The sequence below is a fragment of the Streptomyces sp. NPDC051041 genome, assembly GCF_044456065.1.
GTDB classification, from domain to species: Bacteria; Actinomycetota; Actinomycetes; order Streptomycetales; family Streptomycetaceae; genus Streptomyces; species Streptomyces glaucus.
Genome location: NZ_JBITFM010000007.1, coordinates 181,740 through 198,835 on the forward strand (window position 1 = coordinate 181,740; position 17,096 = coordinate 198,835).

The 17,096-nt window shown below is 74.4% G+C and carries 14 protein-coding genes; 8 read left to right on the forward strand and 6 right to left on the reverse strand.

The features are described from left to right. Positions 1-226: 226 nt before the first annotated feature. The 3 genes from ACIBAI_RS14910 to ACIBAI_RS14920 all read left to right on the forward strand — a co-directional run bounded on the left by ACIBAI_RS14910 (position 227) and on the right by ACIBAI_RS14920 (position 4,249). Positions 227-1,465 (forward strand): arginine deiminase, encoded by a 1,239-nt coding sequence (locus ACIBAI_RS14910; RefSeq protein ID WP_344600360.1) that lies wholly within the window; start codon positions 227-229, stop codon positions 1,463-1,465. A 199-nt stretch (positions 1,466-1,664) separates the two neighbouring features. Then, complete coding sequence (gene argF / locus ACIBAI_RS14915) at positions 1,665-2,672, forward strand: ornithine carbamoyltransferase (protein ID WP_399034212.1); 1,008 nt, start codon at positions 1,665-1,667, stop codon at positions 2,670-2,672. Positions 2,673-2,812: 140 nt separating this feature from the next. Then, a complete protein-coding gene (locus tag ACIBAI_RS14920; RefSeq protein ID WP_344600357.1) occupies positions 2,813-4,249 on the forward strand; it encodes an amino acid permease in 1,437 nt (478 codons plus the stop codon). Here the strand turns inward: ACIBAI_RS14920 and ACIBAI_RS14925 are convergent. Continuing rightward, a complete protein-coding gene (locus ACIBAI_RS14925; protein ID WP_399034214.1) occupies positions 4,206-4,634 on the reverse strand; it encodes an ATP-binding protein in 429 nt (142 codons plus the stop codon). The genes ACIBAI_RS14920 and ACIBAI_RS14925 overlap by 44 nt on opposite strands. A 330-nt stretch (positions 4,635-4,964) precedes the next feature. Then, positions 4,965-5,783 carry a PaaX family transcriptional regulator C-terminal domain-containing protein gene (locus ACIBAI_RS14930; protein ID WP_399034216.1) on the reverse strand — a complete coding sequence of 273 codons (819 nt, stop codon included), beginning with the start codon at positions 5,781-5,783 and terminating at the stop codon, positions 4,965-4,967. Positions 5,784-6,219: 436 nt separating this feature from the next. Between ACIBAI_RS14930 and ACIBAI_RS14935 the strand changes: the two genes are divergently transcribed. After that, positions 6,220-6,648 (forward strand): DUF6299 family protein, encoded by a 429-nt coding sequence (locus ACIBAI_RS14935; RefSeq protein ID WP_399034218.1) that lies wholly within the window; start codon positions 6,220-6,222, stop codon positions 6,646-6,648. Between the two features lie 60 nt (positions 6,649-6,708). On the opposite strand, the gene ACIBAI_RS14940 is transcribed toward ACIBAI_RS14935, so the two are convergent. The 3 genes from ACIBAI_RS14940 to ACIBAI_RS14950 all read right to left on the reverse strand — a co-directional run bounded on the left by ACIBAI_RS14940 (position 6,709) and on the right by ACIBAI_RS14950 (position 10,711). Next, positions 6,709-8,064 carry a diacylglycerol/lipid kinase family protein gene (locus ACIBAI_RS14940; protein WP_399034221.1) on the reverse strand — a complete coding sequence of 452 codons (1,356 nt, stop codon included), beginning with the start codon at positions 8,062-8,064 and terminating at the stop codon, positions 6,709-6,711. Positions 8,065-8,876: 812 nt separating this feature from the next. Beyond that, positions 8,877-9,098 (reverse strand): acyl-CoA carboxylase subunit epsilon, encoded by a 222-nt coding sequence (locus ACIBAI_RS14945; protein ID WP_399034223.1) that lies wholly within the window; start codon positions 9,096-9,098, stop codon positions 8,877-8,879. Next, positions 9,095-10,711 (reverse strand): acyl-CoA carboxylase subunit beta, encoded by a 1,617-nt coding sequence (locus ACIBAI_RS14950; RefSeq protein WP_399034225.1) that lies wholly within the window; start codon positions 10,709-10,711, stop codon positions 9,095-9,097. Before ACIBAI_RS14950 ends, ACIBAI_RS14945 begins: the two co-directional genes overlap by 4 nt. Positions 10,712-10,807: 96 nt before the next feature. Here ACIBAI_RS14950 and ACIBAI_RS14955 point away from each other — a divergent pair, with 96 nt between their 5' ends. Continuing rightward, positions 10,808-11,842: an acyltransferase domain-containing protein gene (locus ACIBAI_RS14955; protein WP_399034227.1), complete on the forward strand. Its 1,035-nt coding sequence runs from the start codon at positions 10,808-10,810 to the stop codon at positions 11,840-11,842. Here the strand turns inward: ACIBAI_RS14955 and ACIBAI_RS14960 are convergent. Then, positions 11,830-14,163, reverse strand: a complete 2,334-nt coding sequence (locus tag ACIBAI_RS14960; protein WP_399034229.1) for a multicopper oxidase family protein — start codon at positions 14,161-14,163, stop codon at positions 11,830-11,832. The genes ACIBAI_RS14955 and ACIBAI_RS14960 overlap by 13 nt on opposite strands. A 108-nt stretch (positions 14,164-14,271) precedes the next feature. Between ACIBAI_RS14960 and fabG the strand changes: the two genes are divergently transcribed. The 3 genes from fabG to ACIBAI_RS14975 all read left to right on the forward strand — a co-directional run bounded on the left by fabG (position 14,272) and on the right by ACIBAI_RS14975 (position 17,071). Continuing rightward, the gene (fabG, locus tag ACIBAI_RS14965; RefSeq protein WP_399034230.1) at positions 14,272-15,012 is read left to right on the forward strand and encodes a 3-oxoacyl-ACP reductase FabG; all 741 of its coding nucleotides are present in this window, start codon (positions 14,272-14,274) and stop codon (positions 15,010-15,012) included. Further along, positions 15,009-16,661, forward strand: a complete 1,653-nt coding sequence (locus tag ACIBAI_RS14970) for a peptide MFS transporter (RefSeq protein WP_399034232.1) — start codon at positions 15,009-15,011, stop codon at positions 16,659-16,661. The genes fabG and ACIBAI_RS14970 overlap by 4 nt, the downstream gene beginning before the upstream one ends. An 89-nt stretch (positions 16,662-16,750) precedes the next feature. Continuing rightward, positions 16,751-17,071: a TcmI family type II polyketide cyclase gene (locus tag ACIBAI_RS14975; protein ID WP_399034234.1), complete on the forward strand. Its 321-nt coding sequence runs from the start codon at positions 16,751-16,753 to the stop codon at positions 17,069-17,071. The last annotated feature ends 25 nt before the right edge of the window (positions 17,072-17,096 follow it).

Consider the following 17,096-nt stretch of genomic DNA (forward strand, 5'->3'; position numbering starts at 1 on the left):
CGCCGCGGGTGAACCGAACGCTAGGGAAACGGCGACCGGGAATCGTCACCTCACAGTGGACACCTGCGCGTAGCTCTCACGGGGGACGGGCCCGCCCGGCTCCGGAACGGGACGGTCCGGTCGGGCGGTGGTGCGGCGGTCGCGGCACCGGCGGCAGGACCCGCCCGCTCCGGACGGTCCCGCGCGAGCAAGGGATGAAACGCGTCCCGGTGGTCAGGATGGAGACATGGGATTCCATGTCGACTCCGAAGTCGGGCGGCTGCGCCGTGTCATCCTCCACCGGCCGGATCTGGAGCTCAAAAGGCTCACCCCCAGCAACAAGGACGCCCTCCTCTTCGACGACGTGCTGTGGGTGCGGCGGGCGCGCGCCGAGCACGACGGGTTCGCCGACGTCCTGCGCGACCGCGGCGTCGCCGTCCACCTCTTCGGCGACCTGCTCACCGAGACCCTGGAGCTCCCCGAGGCCAGGGCCCTGGTGCTGGACCGGGTCTTCGACGAGAAGGAGTACGGCCCCCTGGCCACCGACCACCTCCGCGCCGCCTTCGACGCCCTGCCCGCCCGGGAACTGGCCGAGGCGCTGGTCGGCGGCATGACCAAGCGGGAGTTCCTGGACGCGCACCCGGAGCCGACCTCCGTGCGCTTCCACGTCATGGAGCTGGACGACTTCCTGCTCGGCCCGCTGCCGAACCACCTGTTCACCCGCGACACCTCCGCGTGGATCTACGACGGCGTCGCCATCAACGCCATGCGCTGGCCGGCCCGGCAGCGCGAGACCGTGCACTTCGAGGCGATCTACCGGTACCACCCGCTGTTCCACGGCGAGCCGTTCCACGTGTGGTCCCAGGGGCAGGCCGACTACCCGTCGACCATCGAGGGCGGGGACGTGCTCGTCATCGGCAACGGGGCGGTCCTGATCGGCATGAGCGAGCGGACCACGCCGCAGGCGGTGGAGATGCTCGCGCACAAGCTGTTCGCGGCCGGCTCCGCCGAGACGATCGTGGCCCTCGACATGCCCAAGCGGCGCGCGTTCATGCACCTGGACACGGTGATGACGATGGTCGACGGCGACACCTTCACCCAGTACGCGGGCCTGGGCATGCTCCGCTCGTACACCATCGAGCCGGGCGACGGCGAGAAGGAGCTGAAGGTCACCGACCATCCGCCGGAGCACATGCACCGCGCGATCGCCGCCGCGCTCGGATTGAGCGAGATCCGCGTGCTGACCGCCACCCAGGACGTGCACGCGGCCGAGCGGGAGCAGTGGGACGACGGCTGCAACGTCCTCGCCGTCGAGCCGGGCGTCGTCGTCGCCTACGAGCGCAACGCCACCACCAACACGCACCTGCGCAAGCAGGGCATCGAGGTGATCGAGATACCCGGCAGCGAGCTGGGCCGGGGCAGGGGCGGGCCGCGCTGCATGAGCTGCCCCGTCGAGCGGGACCCCGTACGGGGGCGGGCGGCATGAGGGGGCGGGCGGCAGCGGGGGAAGGTGGCCGCGGGGAGAGGGGCACGGGGGCAGGCGGCGGGGGAGAGGGAGGTGCGGACCCGGGCAGCGTGGGGGCGGGAGGCGCGGATCCGGGCAGCGCGGGGGCGGGTCGTATATAAATTCTGGATCTCGTATAGAATTCCAAAAGTCCTCTGTACCTGCACCTCTGGAGCGCCCCATGGCGACAGTCCCGACCGCCCTCGCCGGCCGCCACTTCCTCAAGGAGCTCGACTTCACCGAGCGGGAGTTCCTCGGTCTGGTCGAGCTGGCCGCCGAGCTGAAGGCCGCCAAGAAGGCCGGGACCGAGACCCGGTACCTGCGGGGGAAGAACATCGCGCTGATCTTCGAGAAGACCTCCACGCGCACCCGCTGCGCCTTCGAGGTCGCCGCCGCCGACCAGGGCGCCTCGACGACCTACCTCGACCCGTCCGGGTCGCAGATCGGCCACAAGGAGTCCGTGAAGGACACCGCGCGCGTGCTCGGCCGGATGTACGACGCGATCGAGTACCGCGGGGACAGCCAGGCCAAGGTGGAGGAGCTGGCGGCGTACGCGGGCGTGCCCGTCTACAACGGCCTGACCGACGACTGGCACCCCACCCAGATGCTCGCCGACGTGCTCACCATGACCGAGCACTGCGCCAAGCCGCTGACGGAGACCGCGTTCGCCTACCTCGGCGACGCCCGCTTCAACATGGGCAACTCCTACCTCGTCACCGCGGCCCTGCTCGGCATGGACGTGCGGATCGTCGCCCCGAAGACCTACTGGCCCGCCCAGGAGGTCGTCGACCGGGCCCGTGAGCTCGCCGGGTCCAGCGGCGCCCGCATCACGCTCACCGAGTCCCTCCAGGAGGGCGTGCGCGGCGCCGACTTCGTCGCCACCGACGTCTGGGTCTCCATGGGGGAGCCCAAGGAGGTCTGGGAGGAGCGGATCACCGCCCTCGCCCCGTACGCGGTGACCATGGACGTGCTGCGCGCCACCGGCAACCCGGACGTGAAGTTCCTGCACTGCCTGCCCGCCTTCCACGACCTGGGCACCAAGGTCGGCCGGGAGATCCACGAGGCGCACGGCCTGACGTACCTGGAGGTGTCGGACGAGGTGTTCGAGTCGGCGCACTCGGTCGTGTTCGACGAGGCGGAGAACCGTCTGCACACCATCAAGGCGGTCCTCGTCGCCACGCTCGCCTGACCGGCGCCCCGCCCGACCGGCGCCCCAGCAAGGCCCCTCAGCAGGGCTTGTCCTGTCCGACGGCCCGGAACCACCCCTTCCGTGGCTGCCACGCGGCGGATCCGCCGCATCCCGTACCACCAGAAACGAGCACCACCCGCATGCCCGCCTCCCGTATCAAGTCCCCCGCCCTCCTCGTGGCGGAGTCGGGCGCCGACCGTGCGGGCCACGGTCTGAAGCGCACGATGGGGCTGTTCCACCTCGTCTGCTTCGGCGTCGGCGCGATCGTCGGCACCGGCATCTTCGTCGGCCTGTCCGACTCGGTCGCCCAGGCCGGCCCGGCCGTCGTCGTCTCCTTCGTCCTGGCCGCGATCACCTGCGTCCTCACCGCGTTCGCCTTCGCCGAGCTGGGCGGCGCCATCCCGGTCTCCGGGTCCTCGTACTCCTTCGCCTACGCCGGGCTGGGCGAGACCACGGCCTTCCTGGTCGGCTGGTGCCTGCTCCTCGAGTACGGCGTGTCGGTGTCCGCGGTCGCGGTCGGCTGGAGCCAGTACGTCAACGAGCTGCTGGACAGCCTCCTCGGCGTCCGGATCCCGGCCGCGCTGTCCGCCGGTCCCGGCGAGGGTGGGGCGGTCAACCTCCCGGCGGTGCTGGTCATCGCCATGGCCGCCGTCCTGCTGGTGCGCGGGGTGCGCGAGAGCGCCCGCGCCACGGCCGCGATGGCCGTCCTCAAGCTCGCCGTCCTCGTCGCCTTCTGCGCGATCGGCTTCACCGCCTTCCGGGCCGGCCACCTCACCCCGTTCTCCCCGGCCGGGCTCGGCGGCATCGGCGCGGGCACCACGGCCGCGTTCTTCTCGTACATCGGCTTCGACGCGATCACCACGGCCGGCGAGGAGGCGCGGAACCCGCGCCGGGACGTCCCCGTCGCGATCCTGGTCTGCATCGGCCTGATCACGCTGCTGTACTGCGCGGTCGCCCTGGCCGCGATCGGCGCGATCGGCGGCGACGAGGTCGGCGGGCGGCCCGCCGCGCTGTCGTACGTCGTCAACGAGGTCACCGGCTCCGCCATCGGCGGCGGCGTCGTCGCGTTCGGCGCGGTCGTCGCCATCGCCTCGGTGGTGCTCGCCGTGATGTACGGCCAGACCCGCATCCTGCTGTCGATGTCCCGGGACGGCCTGGTGCCCCCCGTGTTCGAGAAGGTGTCCCCGCGGACCGCGACGCCCGTCGCCGGCACCCTGATCGTCGCCGTCGTCTTCGCGCTCCCGGCGGCCTTCGCCCCGCTGGACGCGGTGGTCGACCTGTGCACCATCGGCACGCTCGCCACCATGGCCGCCGTCAACGTCGCCGTGCTCGCGCTGCGCCGCCGCGAACCGGGTCTGGCCCGCACCTTCCGGGTGCCGCTGTCCCCGGTGACCCCGCTGCTCGGCGTCGCCTGCTGCCTGTACCTGATGTACGAGACGGGCCCGGACACCTGGCTCCAGTTCGCCGTGTTCCTGGCGGCCGGACTCGGCGTGTACCTCCTCTACGGGCGCCGCGCCTCGCGCCTGGCGGCGGTCACGGCGACGGACGCCGCGGAGCCGGTACGACAGGCAGTCTGAACCACACCGCCTTGCCGGAGCCGGCGGGGCGGTGCCCGCAGGACGAGCTCAGGGCGCGGATCAGCAGCAGACCGCGCCCGTGCTCCTGCCAGGGGTCCGGCTCGCCGCCGGCCGGCCGGACGAGGTCGCCGGGCGGCGCCGGGTCCGAGTCGCGCACCTCGACCTGGCAGCAGGTCGGCAGCAGTTCCACCACCAGCTCGATCGGCCCGGCGGTGTGCTCCACGGCGTTGGCGACCAGCTCCGCCGTGAGCAGTTCCGCGGTGTCGCTGTCGGCCCCGTGCTCCAGCTCGGCCAGCGCCGTACGGACCAGCGTGCGGGCCACGGGCACCGCCGCGGCGGTGTGCGGCAGCGGGACACGCCAGGAGGCGGGCGAAAGGGACGGCATGGCGCGTCTCCATGAGGGGCGGTGGCCGGGCGACGGGCGGGCCGGGGGGTGTTCGTGCAAGGCGAGTCCGTTCAGGGAGCAGGAAGTCCTGCTGTCGACTCGGTGAATGGTACGGCGCTGTCCGGCGGAGCCGTCCGACGGGCACCGCGCGGGCGGGCGAGGGCGGTCCTGCCCGCGCCCGGCGGCCCGGCGGCCCGGACGGCGGCTCCCCGGGCCCTTGCCGCGGTGGCCGTGCGCGCCCGTCCCTCCCCCCGCCCACGACCCGACGGCCGGCGGGAGCCGAGGGCTGTGCCGGCGATCCGCGACGTGCGCGAGGTCACGTCCGTGCGGCTACGGCTCCAGGCCGGCGAAGGCGGCGCCCGCGTCCCGCAGCCGCTCGTGCAGCGCCCGGAACACGGCGGCCGAGCGGACGCCCGGCCAGTCGGCGGGCAGCAGCCGCGCGGGCAGGCCCGGGTCGGTGTAGGGGAGGCGGCGCCAGGAGTCCAGGGCGAGGAGGTAGTCGCGGTAGGCGTCCTCGGGCGGCGTGTCGGCGCGGCGCTCCCAGGCGCGCAGCACGTGCGCGTGCCGGTCGAGGAACGCCTCGTGCTCCTTGGCGATCGCGGCCAGGTCCCACCAGCGGGCCACCGCCTCGGCGGTCGGCGCGAAGCCGAGGTGCTCGCCGCGGAAGAAGTCCACGTACCCGTCGAGCCGCAGCCGCCGGAGGGCGTGCCGGGTCTCCTCGTACAGCCGGGCCGGGGCGATCCACACGCCCGGGGCGGCGGTGCCGAAGCCCAGCCCGGCCAGCCGCGAACGCAGTACGTGCCGCTTCTGCCGCTCCGACTCCGGCACGGAGAACACCGCCAGCACCCAGCCCTCGTCCCGCGCCGGCACCGCGGCGTGGACGCGCCGGTCGCCGTCGTCGAGCAGCCGGCGGGCGTCCGGCGACAGCTCGTACCCGGCCGCGCCCCCGGCCGTACGGGCCGGCACGAGCAGCCCGCGCCGCTTCAGCCGGGACACCGACGAGCGGACGGAGGGGGCGTCCACACCGAGCGCGGCCAGCAGCCGGATCAGCTCGGCGACGGGAACGGGGCCGGGCAGGTGGCGGCCGTACGCGCCGTAGAGCGTGACGATCAAAGACCGTGGTGCATGCTGGTCGGACACGTTGATCATTTTAGGTCTTCGGCATCGTCGCTGGTCACCCCAGGTGTCGCGGGCCGTCGCCCGGCCCGCGCCGGTCCGGCGGCGGCCGCCGGACCGTGCGCCCGCGGGCCGGACGGGTCGGCGCGCCCGCGGCCGCCGCCCCGCCGGACCCCTGCCCCGGGGACGGCCGGCGGAGACCGAGGACTCCCGGACGCTGACCGCCGGGGACCAGCCGGGGCGACTCGTCGCGCCGCTGCGGGAGTTCGCCTCCGGGACGTGACCGGGCGGCACGCCGGACAGGACGGCCGGGCGCCGGCACGCCGGGCGGTCCGGCCCGGACGGCAGGACCGCCCGCGGGACACGCCTGTGGATGACGCGCCACCGAAGGGGTGACGATCACGGCCCGGGCGAGGTCCGCCCGGTACCAGTGGACATCCCTGGAAAGCCCGTCCACAGGAGGTTTCCCATGTCCTTCCGCCGCGTCCTCACCGCCGTCGCCGCCGGCGCCGCCGTGCTCCTGCTGACCGCGCCCGCCGCGCCCGCGCACGCGGCTCCGGACGAGTCCGTGACCGTCGACCCGACGGGCCGTGTCGCCGCGGACGGCACGGTCACCCTCTCCGGCACCTACCGCTGCGTCACCGCCGGCATCCCGGTGTTCGTCGGCAGCTCCGTGGCCCAGTCCACGACGCTCCGCTACGGCATCGGCGGCACCCGCGCCGTGTGCGACGGAGAGGAGCACCGCTGGGTCAACACCGCCCGGGTCGCGGGGCGGGCCCTCGTGGCCGGGCCCGCCCACGCCGAGGTCACCCTGCTGGGACTGCACACCCTCGGCATCCTGCCCGTGCCCCGCGTCCACGCCGGCCAGGCCCGGACGGTGACCCTGGTCGCCGCGTGACCCGTCCGCGAGCGCGGACCGCCCGCGAGACCGCCGGCCGGAGGGCGCCTTCGCCGGCCCTCAGCCCGGCCGCGGGGGCCGCTCCAGCCGCCGGGGCAGAGCGGTACGGCCGACCGTCGTCGCCAGCTTCCGCAGCCGACGCCAGTCCAGGGGCGGCCGGGGCGGCTGGACGCCGGGGCGGTGGCGGGGGACGCGGACCCGCAGGGCGCGCGGCGCGATACGGCAGCGCACCGGCGTGGGCAGGACGCGGGCCTCGCCGTCGATGCCGACCTCGATCTCCGGCCGGTCTGCCTCGACGACCACCTCGCGGGCGGTGAGGACCGTGAGGCTCTCCGGCTCCGGCGCCAGCAGCAGGGCGGCGGCCGCGGCCGCGCTGTCCACCCTGAGCCCGAGGACGCCGAGCGCGCCGGAGTCCAGCCGTTCGCGCCGGCCGAACCCGAACGGGTCACCCGTGCGGTAGGGGTTGTTGCTGACCAGCACGGCCTGCGGGTCGGTCAGCGTCGTCCCCCCGGCGCGCACGGTCAGCCGGGGGCCCTGCTGGTGGGTGAGCAGGTCGGGCAGCAGCTCCAGGCTGGTGCCGAGCTTGTCGTCGCGGTAGGAGGGGTGCTGCACGATGGCCGCGTACGCCCCGAAGGACGCGTTGTTGACGAAGGGGTGGCCGGCGGCGAAGCCGAGGTCGACGCGGAGCTCGACGCCGTCGGTGAGCGCGTCCAGGCAGGCGGCGGGGTCGTCGCGGTCCAGGCCCAGGTCCATCGCGAAGTGGTTGCGGGTGCCGGCGCTGATCACCAGGAACGGCAGGCCGTGCTCGGCGGCCACGGCGGCGACCAGCGCCTGCGTGCCGTCGCCGCCCGCGACCCCCAGCAGGTCCGCGCCCTCCGCGACGGCGGCCCGGGCCAGGGCGGTGACGTCCTGCCGCTCCTGCGCGTCGAGCAGCACGACGCGCGCCCCCAGCCGCTCGGCCTTCTCCCGCAGCTCGAACCGGGTCACCTTCCCCCCGCCCGACCGGGGGTTCATCAGGAGGAAGGGCCGCTTCGGCGGAGCCGTCCGGCGCTCCCGCACCCGCACCCGGTCGCCGCCGGTGCCCCGCAGGGCGTACCGGCCGCTCCAGACGGCGAGCGCCCACAGCGCCACCGACAGCGGCAGCGCCCAGGCGAGGGTGACGGCGTACAGGGTGACGACGGCGGCGGGCACGGCCACCGCCAGCCCGGCCGCCGCCCAGCGCACCGGGCCGCGCAGCGTCAGCGCCCACCAGACGGCGGCCGTCGTGACGGGCAGCCCCGCGAAGCCGGCCACCAGCACCAGGACGCCGACCGCACCGCCGTACGCGAGCGGCACGAACACCGCGAGCACGGCGGCGGCCAGCGCCCCCCTGGCCGCCCACCGCTGCCCGCGGTAGGCCCGCCTGCTGAGGTCCACGTCCCTGCCCTCCTCCGCTCGCCCCGCGTCCTGCGTACAGCTTGCCCGCGCGGGGGAGGGCGACGCCGGGGGAATGCGATGCGGGCCGCGGGAACGCTCCCGGGGCCCGCGGGCCCCGGAAGGGACCCGCCGGCCCCGTGACCCGCCGCTTGGCGACGGTGTGCAGGATCGCGGCACAACGGAGAAGGCCGCGGCCCAGCCGGGCTCCGCGCCGTGTCACCTGCGCGTAGTGGTCGTCGGGGTCTTCCCGCTGAGCGTGATGTCCACGCTCCGCCCTGGTCCAGGCGCGCGGCGAGGAGCGCCGGCACAGGTCCATGCCGCCCGGATCGATCCACTCGGCGAGCGTCTGTTCCTCGTCGTCGACTTCATCGACATGATGCGCTCGGCCATGCCCCAACTGCCGGACGACCCCGGACCCGAGCAGGCCGACGCCTGGGCGGAACTCGCCGGACTCACTCAGGATCCCGACTTCCGCGCGGCGTGCGCCGCATGGCGCAGTACCAGGCGGCCGAGCGCGCCCCGGGCGATGTCACCGGTTTGCACCACGACCTCACCGGGACCGTTCGGGACAGCGTCGGCCGGGCGCTCGATCAGGCCGCGGGGGTCTCGGGGCGTTCGACAAGGCGGCCGCCCCCGAAGCGGGCTCCGGCGCGGACGGGGGCGACGAGGCGGGGCGCGTGTACGGCCCGCCACCGCTGTTCGGCGGACTCGACGAGCCGGCGTCGCAGAGACCGGAGCGGACTACGCGTGGTTCGGGGACTGCTTTCCGGACGTCGCGGAGACGTACTGCTTCCCCCTGATGCGGCGGGGTGTCACGGCGCCCGCCACGCCCCCGCCCGGCCCGACGACCACGCCGCCGCGGGCGCGGCGAGCGGGGCCGTGGGGCGGGGCCACATCGCGCGGGGCGGGGTGTCGGGGAGGGGCTCGGCGGACTGGGGCCGGGTGGTCGCCAGGGCCTGGAGCACCAGGACGCAGGCGGCCAGTTCCTCGGGGGTCGGCGCGCCCCGCAGCACCTTGATGGGGGCGGCGCTCACTGGGGCTGGTTCCCGTGCTTGCGGCTGGGCAGCGGTGCGTGCTTGGCGCGCAGCATCGCCAGGGCGTCGATGAGCCGGATCCGGGTGTCCGCCGGGTCGATGACCGAGTCGACAAGGCCGCGTTCGGCCGCGTAGTACGGGTGCATCAGCTCGGCGCGGTATTCCTTCACCAGCCGGGCGCGGGCCGCGTCCGGGTCGGCGGCCGCCGCGATCTCGCGGCGGAAGACCACATTGGCCGCGCCCTCCGCGCCCATCACCGCGATCTCGTTGCTCGGCCAGGCCAGCGACACGTCGGCGCCGATGGACCGCGAGTCCATCACGATGTAGGCGCCACCGTACGCCTTGCGCAGGATCAGCTGCACCCGGGGCACGGTGGCGTTGCAGTAGGCGTAGAGCAGCTTGGCGCCGTGCCGGATGATGCCGCCGTGCTCCTGTTCGACGCCGGGCAGGAAGCCGGGCACGTCGACCAGGGTCACCAGCGGGATGTTGAAGGAATCGCAGGTCTGCACGAAGCGGGCCGCCTTCTCCGAGGCCCGGATGTCGAGGACCCCGGCGGACGCCGACGGCTGGTTCGCCACCACGCCCACCACCTGCCCGTCGAGCCGGGAGAGGGCGCAGACGATGTTCGTCGCCCAGTTTCCCTGGATCTCCAGGTAGTCGCCGTCGTCGACGATCTCCTCGATCACCGCCCGTATGTCGTATGCGCGCCCCGGGTCGGCCGGGACCAGGTCGAGCAGTGCCTCCGTGCGCCGGTCCGGGCGGTCGGTGGTGGGGGCGCCGGGCGGCAGCTCACGGTTGTTCGCGGGCAGCAGCGAAAGCAGGTGGCGCACGTCCTCGAGGCAGGACTCCTCGTCGTCGCAGGCGAAGTGGGCGACGCCGGAGACGGAGGCGTGGGCGTCGGCGCCGCCGAGCGCGTCATGGGTGATGACCTCGCCGGTGACGGCCTGCACCACGTCGGGCCCGGTGATGAACATCTGGGCGATGCCGCGCACCATGAAGACGAAGTCGGTGAGCGCCGGGGAGTAGGCGGCGCCGCCCGCGCAGGGCCCGAGGACCACGCTGATCTGCGGGATCACCCCGGAGTTGCGCACGTTGCGGGTGAAGATGCCGCCGTATCCGGCGAGGGCGGTGACGCCCTCCTGGATGCGGGCCCCGGCGCCGTCGCAGAGGCCCACGAGGGGCGCGCCGGCGGCCTCGGCGAGGTCCATCAGTTTGTGGATCTTCTCGGCGTGCGCCTCGCCGAGGGCGCCGCCGAAGATCCGGAAGTCGTGGGCGTAGGCGAAGACGGTGCGGCCGTGCACCTTGCCCCAGCCGGTGACGACGCCGTCGGTGTGCGGGCGGCGGCCTTCCAGGCCGAAGCCGGTGGCGCGGTGCCGACGCAGCTCCTCGATCTCGGAGAAGGTGCCCTCGTCGAAGAGGAGGTCGATGCGCTCTCGGGCGGTCAGTTTGCCCTTGGCGTGCTGGGCCTCGGTGGCGTGTTCGCCGGGGCCTTGGCGCACGCGTTCGCGCAGGGCGGCGAGTTCGGCCGCGCGGTCGCGCAGGCAGCTTTCCGCGGAGGCCGCGGCGCCGGGGCTGATTCCGGGTCCCGGGGGGATTTCCTCGACAACGGTCATGCGACGCAGGATGCGCCGGAGGGCTCAAGGCGGGCTCGAACGCTTCTGCATGGGGCACTGGAGAACGGCTCGATCGATGCGGACCACGCTGGCGCCATGACTTCTGCGTCGATGGCTTCCTCCCGGCGTCGTTCCGTCGTCCTGATGTTCCCGGGCACCGGGGCGCAGCACCCCCGCATGGCCGCCGGGCTGTACCTGCACGAGCCGGTGTTCACGGCGGCTGTGGACGAGGTCCTCGGGCTGCTCGGGCCGGTGGGCGACGAGGCCCGCGCGGACTGGCTGGCGGCGGCGCCGGTGGTGCCGATGGAGGCCGACACGCGTGCGGCGCCGCTGCTGTTCGCGGTGAACTACGCGATGGGGCGACTCGTGGAGAGCTGGGGGGTGCGCCCGGACGCCTATCTGGGGCACAGCATGGGCGAGTTCACAGCGGCGGTGCTTGCCGGGGTGTTTCCGCTCCCGGACGCGGTGCGGCTGCTCTGGGCGCGGGTGCTGATGCAGCGGACCACGCCGTCCGGCGGGATGCTGGCAGTGGCCGCGGCGGTGGAGGACCTCGCGAAGTACGTGGGCGGGGAGGTCGTGGTGGCGGCGGTGAACGCGCCCCGGCACACGGTCCTCTCGGGTCCCGACGGGCCGCTCGAAGCGGTGGCCGGACGGCTCGTGGCGGACGGGCTGACTTTCCGGCGACTCGCCGCGCGCAGCCCGTACCACAGCCCGGCGCTCGCTCCCCTGGTCACGCCGACGGAGGAGCTGGTGCGCCCGATGCGGCTCGGCGCGCCCCGGGTGCCGCTGCATTCGGCGTACACCACGGGCCCGCTGGGGCCGGCCGAGGCGGTGGCGCCGGCGTTCTGGGCGGGCCAGCCGACGGCCCCGGTGCTGTTCTGGCCGACGCTCGACCGGCTGCTCGCGGAGCGGGACCGGGTCCTGGTGGAGGCCGGGCCCGCGCAGAGTCTGACGGTCATCGCCCGGGGGCATGCGGCGGTACGGGCCGGGCGCAGCGAGGTCCTCGCCACCCTGCCGCCCCGGGCGAAGGGGCCCGGGGAGGACCGGCGGAGCGTGCGCGCGGCCCGTGAGCGGCTGCTCGCGCTCACGGGCCCGCACGCTGCCGCGTCGGCGCCCGTTCACTCCGGCTGATTGCCGCTGGCCCGGCCCGCTTCGTACGGGCTGGTGACACCGTCGTAGGCGAGGTGGAGCACCATGCCGTCGCGGGCGTGGTCGAGGTTGTGGCAGTGGTCCGTCCACACGCCGGGATTGTCCGCGCGGAAGGCCACCTCGTACCGCTCGCCGGGGGCGACGTTGAGGGTGTCGGTCCACCAGGGGCTGCCGGTGGCCCGCTCGCCGTCGCGGGAGAGCACCAGCATCCGATGGCCGTGCAGGTGCATCGGGTGGTCGTCGAGGCTGCGGTTGACGAAGGTGACCTTGGCCATGTCTCCCTCCTCGACCAGGAGCGCCGGGATGTCGGGGTAGACGGCGTTGTTGACGGTCCACAGCATCATGGGGCGCCGGTCGAAGAAGCCGACGCTGTTGCCGAGGACCAGGTGGAACTCCCGGTCGAAGCGGCCGGCCGGGCCGAACGGGGTGGCGGCCGGGCTGCCGTAGTGCAGCGGGTCGAAAACCGGCCCGTCGACCGGCGCGGGCGGCGGGGCGGTGGTCCCGGCGGGTGCGAGCAGCAGCGACGCGGTCCCGGCCCGTCCGGCGCCGTAGGCTCCGTCCTCACCGCAGCCCTCGAAGCCGTGGCCGGCGCCGGAGGCGTTGGCGTCGCCGATGACGGTGAGCTGGACCGGGGCCGCGGGCTGGACGTAGGTGAGGTCGAGGCGGCCGCCGCCGGCGATCCGCAGCCGCCGGTCGGTGAGCTCGGAGGGCGCGCCGGTCTCGTTGCCGTCGATCGCGGCGACTTCGAACGGGGTGCCCGCGAGCGAGTACGTGCGGGGGCAGTTGTCGGCGTTGACCAGGCGGAGCCGGACCGGGGTGCCCGCGGCGACGGTCTCGGTACGGGGCCGGGTGGAGTCGCCGAGTGCGGTGCGGAGCAGGCCGCCCATGCCGTTCTGGCCGCTGAGTGCGCCACCGCCGCCGCGCGGCGGGCTGCCCTGGGCCCCGTCGCCCCCGGCATCGGCGATCGGCCAGGCGTGGGCGACCACGGTCCGGTCGACGCCGTGCCGGCGGGCGCCCGGCTCGTCGACGATCAGGGCGCCGAACAGACCTCGGGTGACGACCGTGCTGGACTGTTGGTGCGAGTGGTACCAGAAGGTGCCCGCCCGGGGAGCCCTGAACCGGTAGACGTGCCGTTCGCCGGGCCGCACCGCGTCCTGGGTGACCCCGGCGACGCCGTCCTCCGCGTTGGGGACGTCGACGCCGTGCCAGTGCACGGTCACTCCTTCCTCGACGTTCTGGTTGATCAGCACGACCTCGGTCGGTTCGCCGCGCACCAGGCGGAGTTCGGGCCCCGGCAGGGTGCCGTTGAAGGCGAGAGCCTTCACCTTCTCGCCGGACTCCAGGGTCATCGTGCGGCTGGTGGCGGTGAGGGTGATGCGGCGTGCGGGCTGCTCGTCGCGTGGTCCGGTGAGGGCGGTGACGTCCCGTGCGACGGCGTGGCCCGCGGCGGGTCCGCCGCCGAGGTCGAAGCTGTGGGTGTGCTGGGTGCCGCCGAGGGTGTCGGGCAGTCGGCTGTTCTGCCACATCAGGCTGCAGCCCGCGGTGGAGACCAGGGCGACCGAGGTCAGCAGCGTGACGGGGCGCAGCAGCCGGCGGGCCCGGGACGGGCGGGTCCAGTCCTCGGCGGCGAGGTCGGTGCGGCGCTGCTGCTGGAGCAGCAGCAGCGCGCCCGACAGGGCGGCGAGAAGGGCGAGTTCGAGGACGAAGAGGCCGGTGTAGGGAGGGGCCGGTGGGTGGAGGGTGAGTACTGCGGCCATCAGGGCCACGGCGAGGCAGACTCGTACCGGCACGACGAGCCGCGGGTTGGCGGCCGCGGCGCGCAGCGTGGCGGGCACCGACGGCTCGACGGCGGGCCCGGGGAGTCCGGCCGGGCGGCCGCCGCTCCGGCCGTCGGCACGGCCGGTCCCGGCCACTACGGGCTCGGCGCGCCGCCCGGTGGGCGCAGGACCGGCCCCGGGAGCCTTGCCGACGTCCCGGGCGACGCGGGCCACCCGCACGTACGCCGGGACCGTGAACACCGCCACCGCCGCGCCCGCCAGGGCCAGCGGCACGGCCGCGAAGAGCACGAAGTCGGCGGCGGCCGGCCAGCCCGCGGCGGCGGCGAGACTGACCGCGAGGCCCACCCGCAGCGCGAGCACCAGCAGCGACACGGTGACGAGGACCAGGCCGAGGCGGGCCCGGCGCCGCACCGAGCGGACGGTGCGCCGGGTCGCCAGGGTGCGGGCGCCGCGCGCCGCGTAGGCCCAGAAGACCGCGGCAAGCACGGCCCACAGCAGGTTCTGCTCGAAGAGGTTCTCCACCATGTGCCCAGCGTGGCGGGGGCCCTTCGAGCCTGCCTCGAGGCGGCTGGACGATGCTCGCCGTGGCCGTGGCAGCCGCCCCGGCCACGGTGCGGCGAAGGGGACAGGAAGATGACCGGAAGGCGCGTTGCGCTGGTGACCGGCGGCTCGAGGGGCATCGGCCGGGCGATCGCGGTGCGGCTCGCGGAGGGCGGCCACGACATCGGCTTCTGCTCCCGCTCGGCGGACGGGGCGGCCCTGGAGACCGTCCGGTTGTGCCAGGAGGCGGGGGCGGCCGTGCACCACGCGGTCTGCGACGTCACGGACCCGGAGGCGGTCGCCGCCTTCGTGGCGGGCGCGGAGGAGAAGCTCGGCGCGCCGCACGCGGTGGTCAACTCGGCCGGGGTGCTCAAGGACCGGCCGATGGCGCTGATGTCGGCGGCCGACTGGCACTCCGTGGTCGGCACCAGTCTGGACGGGGCCTTCCACACCACCCGCGCGGTGGTGCGCGGGATGCTGACCCGGCGGGCGGGCGCGATCGTGAACGTGTCGTCGGTGATCGGGGTGTACGGCAACCCGGGCCAGACCAACTACGCCACCGCCAAGGCCGGTCTGAACGGATTGACCCGGGCGCTCGCCAAGGAGGTAGCCCCGTACGGGGTGCGGGTGAACGCGGTGGCACCGGGCTTCGTCGAGACCGACATGCTGGCCGGGATGTCGGAGAAGGCGCGGGCGGCCGCGGTCGGGAAGGTCGCCATGGGCCGCTTCGGGACCGCGGAGTCGGTGGCCGAACTGGTCGCGTTCCTGCTGTCCGACGCGGCCGACTACATCACCGGTCAGGTCGTGCGGATCGACGGCGGTATCGCGCTGTGATCACGCCCTCGTCCACGCCGGGGACCGCGCCCGAGGCTCCTCCGGGCGCCGCGCCCGAAGCCGCGCCGGACCGCCCGCTGCGGTCGATGTTCCGCGAGCGCTGGTTCAGCACCCTGTTCATGACCGACATGTGGGAGCGGTTCAGCTTCTACGGCATGCAGGCGCTGCTCTTCCTGTACGCGACGGCGCCCCGCGCCGAAGGCGGCCTCGGCCTGCCGGACGGTACGGCGGGCGCCCTGTTCGGCCTGTACGTCTCGGCGTCCTTCCTGGCCGCGATGCCCGGCGGCTGGCTGGGCGACCGGGTGCTCGGCACCCATCGGGCGATGCTCACCGGCGCGGTGGTGATCGCGGCCGGGCACGCCTGCATGGCGGTGCCCGCGCAGACCGCGTTCTACGCCGGGCTGATGCTGATCGCCTGCGGTACGGGGCTGCTCAAGCCCAACCTGCCGGTGATCTTCGACCAGATGAACCCGGGCGCCTCAAGTGCGCAGCGCCAGGCGGCGTTCTCCCTCTTCTACATGAGCGTGCAGGTCAGCGCGTTGATCGGGCCGCTGGTCACGGGTGCGCTCGGTGAGCGGGTGGCCTGGCATCTGGGCTTCGGGGCGGCGGCGGTCGGGATGGCGTTCGGCGTGCTGCAGTATCTGCGCGGGGCGCCCACGCTCCGTGGTGCCCGTACGGGGCCGAGCCGCCCGCTGCCGCCGGAGTCGATGCGGCGGCTGGTGCGCGGTGCCTGGGTGGCGCTCGCGCTCGCGGTGCTGCTCGCGGCGGGGGCGCTCGCGGCGGGCGGTGCGGCGCTGCATCCGGTGCTCGGACTGTGCGGGATCGGCTCGCTGGTGGCACCGGTCTGGTACTTCCGGCGGCTGATGCGCGGCGGTGAGCTGAAGGTGGCGGAGCGGGCCCGGGTGCGCGGCTATCTCCGGGTGTTCGCGCCGTCGGTGCTGTTCTGGGCGATGTTCGGGCAACTCGGCTCGGTGTTCAGCCTGTTCGCTCGGGAGCACACCGACCGTACGGTGGGCGGTTTCCTGGTGCCCGCGAGTTGGTTCCAGTCCGCGCATCCGCTGTTCCTGCTGTTGCTCGCGCCGCTGTTCGCGTGGCTGTGGCTGCGCGTGGGGGCCCGGCGCGTCGACGGCGGCCGTCGGGGCGGCGGGCGGAAGTTCGCGGTCGGGCTCGGTTTCGCGGCGGCCGGCTTCGCGGTGCTCGCGGTCGGTGCCTGGTTGGCCGACGGCGCTGGGGGGCCGGTCTCGCCACTGTGGCTGCTCGTCGCTTTCCTCTGGGTGGCCTGCGGGGAGCTGGTGTTCGGCCCGGTGGGTCTGAGCAGCACGGCGGAGACCGCGCCGGAGGGCCACCGGGGCCGGATGATGGGCCTCTTCTATCTGGGTGCGGCGCTCGGCGCGGGGCTTGGCGGGCAGCTGTCCCGGCTGGTCGGCGCGGTGCCGCTGTGGGGCTACCTGGCCGGGTTCGCGGCGGTGGCCGCGGTCACCGCCGTACTCCTGCCGCGCGAGCGGGCCGTCCTGGGGGACGGCCTCGCGGGTGCCGCGAGCGAGTCCGCGGCCGGGTCCACGGACGAGCCCGCGCATGACCGCTCGGCGGAGCAGCGGCTCCATTCGGACGTCGAGTTGGGCTGGACTCCGCCTCAAGCCGGCCGGTGAATCATCTGAATTGTCATACCGGCGGGGTCGTACCGCTCTCGGCCACCGCACCGCCCGACCGCTCCGGGCGACTTTCCCGAGGAGTACCCATGGCTCATCGCACACTGATCGTCGCGCGCATGGACCACGACGACGCGGAGAAGGTGGCCGCGCTGTTCGCCGAATCCGACGCGACCGGACTTCCGCACATGATCGGGGTCCAGCGGCGCACGCTGTTCCGCTTCCACGGCCTGTACTTCCACCTCGTGGAGGCCGAGACGCCCATCAACGGCCGTCTCTACCAGGCCCGCAGCCACCCGCTGTACGAGGACATCAACACCCGCCTGCAGGAGTTCATGACTCCGTACTCCCCCGACTGGCGGGAGCCGAAGGACTCGATGGCCGAGATCTTCTACAGCTGGACGCCCTGACCGCCGTCCGCCGCATCCGTCCCCT

Bases quoted from the DNA above. Each gene is read 5' to 3' on its own strand.
- ACIBAI_RS14910 (WP_344600360.1), top strand. From the start codon at position 227: ATGGGATTCCATGTCGACTCCGAAGTCGGGCGGCTGCGCCGTGTCATC.
- argF (WP_399034212.1), top strand. From the start codon at position 1,665: ATGGCGACAGTCCCGACCGCCCTCGCCGGCCGCCACTTCCTCAAGGAG.
- ACIBAI_RS14920 (WP_344600357.1), top strand. From the start codon at position 2,813: ATGCCCGCCTCCCGTATCAAGTCCCCCGCCCTCCTCGTGGCGGAGTCG.
- ACIBAI_RS14925 (WP_399034214.1), bottom strand. From the start codon at position 4,634: ATGCCGTCCCTTTCGCCCGCCTCCTGGCGTGTCCCGCTGCCGCACACC.
- ACIBAI_RS14930 (WP_399034216.1), bottom strand. From the start codon at position 5,783: ATGATCAACGTGTCCGACCAGCATGCACCACGGTCTTTGATCGTCACG.
- ACIBAI_RS14935 (WP_399034218.1), top strand. From the start codon at position 6,220: ATGTCCTTCCGCCGCGTCCTCACCGCCGTCGCCGCCGGCGCCGCCGTG.
- ACIBAI_RS14950 (WP_399034225.1), bottom strand. From the start codon at position 10,711: ATGACCGTTGTCGAGGAAATCCCCCCGGGACCCGGAATCAGCCCCGGC.
- ACIBAI_RS14955 (WP_399034227.1), top strand. From the start codon at position 10,808: ATGACTTCTGCGTCGATGGCTTCCTCCCGGCGTCGTTCCGTCGTCCTG.
- ACIBAI_RS14960 (WP_399034229.1), bottom strand. From the start codon at position 14,163: ATGGTGGAGAACCTCTTCGAGCAGAACCTGCTGTGGGCCGTGCTTGCC.
- fabG (WP_399034230.1), top strand. From the start codon at position 14,272: ATGACCGGAAGGCGCGTTGCGCTGGTGACCGGCGGCTCGAGGGGCATC.
- ACIBAI_RS14975 (WP_399034234.1), top strand. From the start codon at position 16,751: ATGGCTCATCGCACACTGATCGTCGCGCGCATGGACCACGACGACGCG.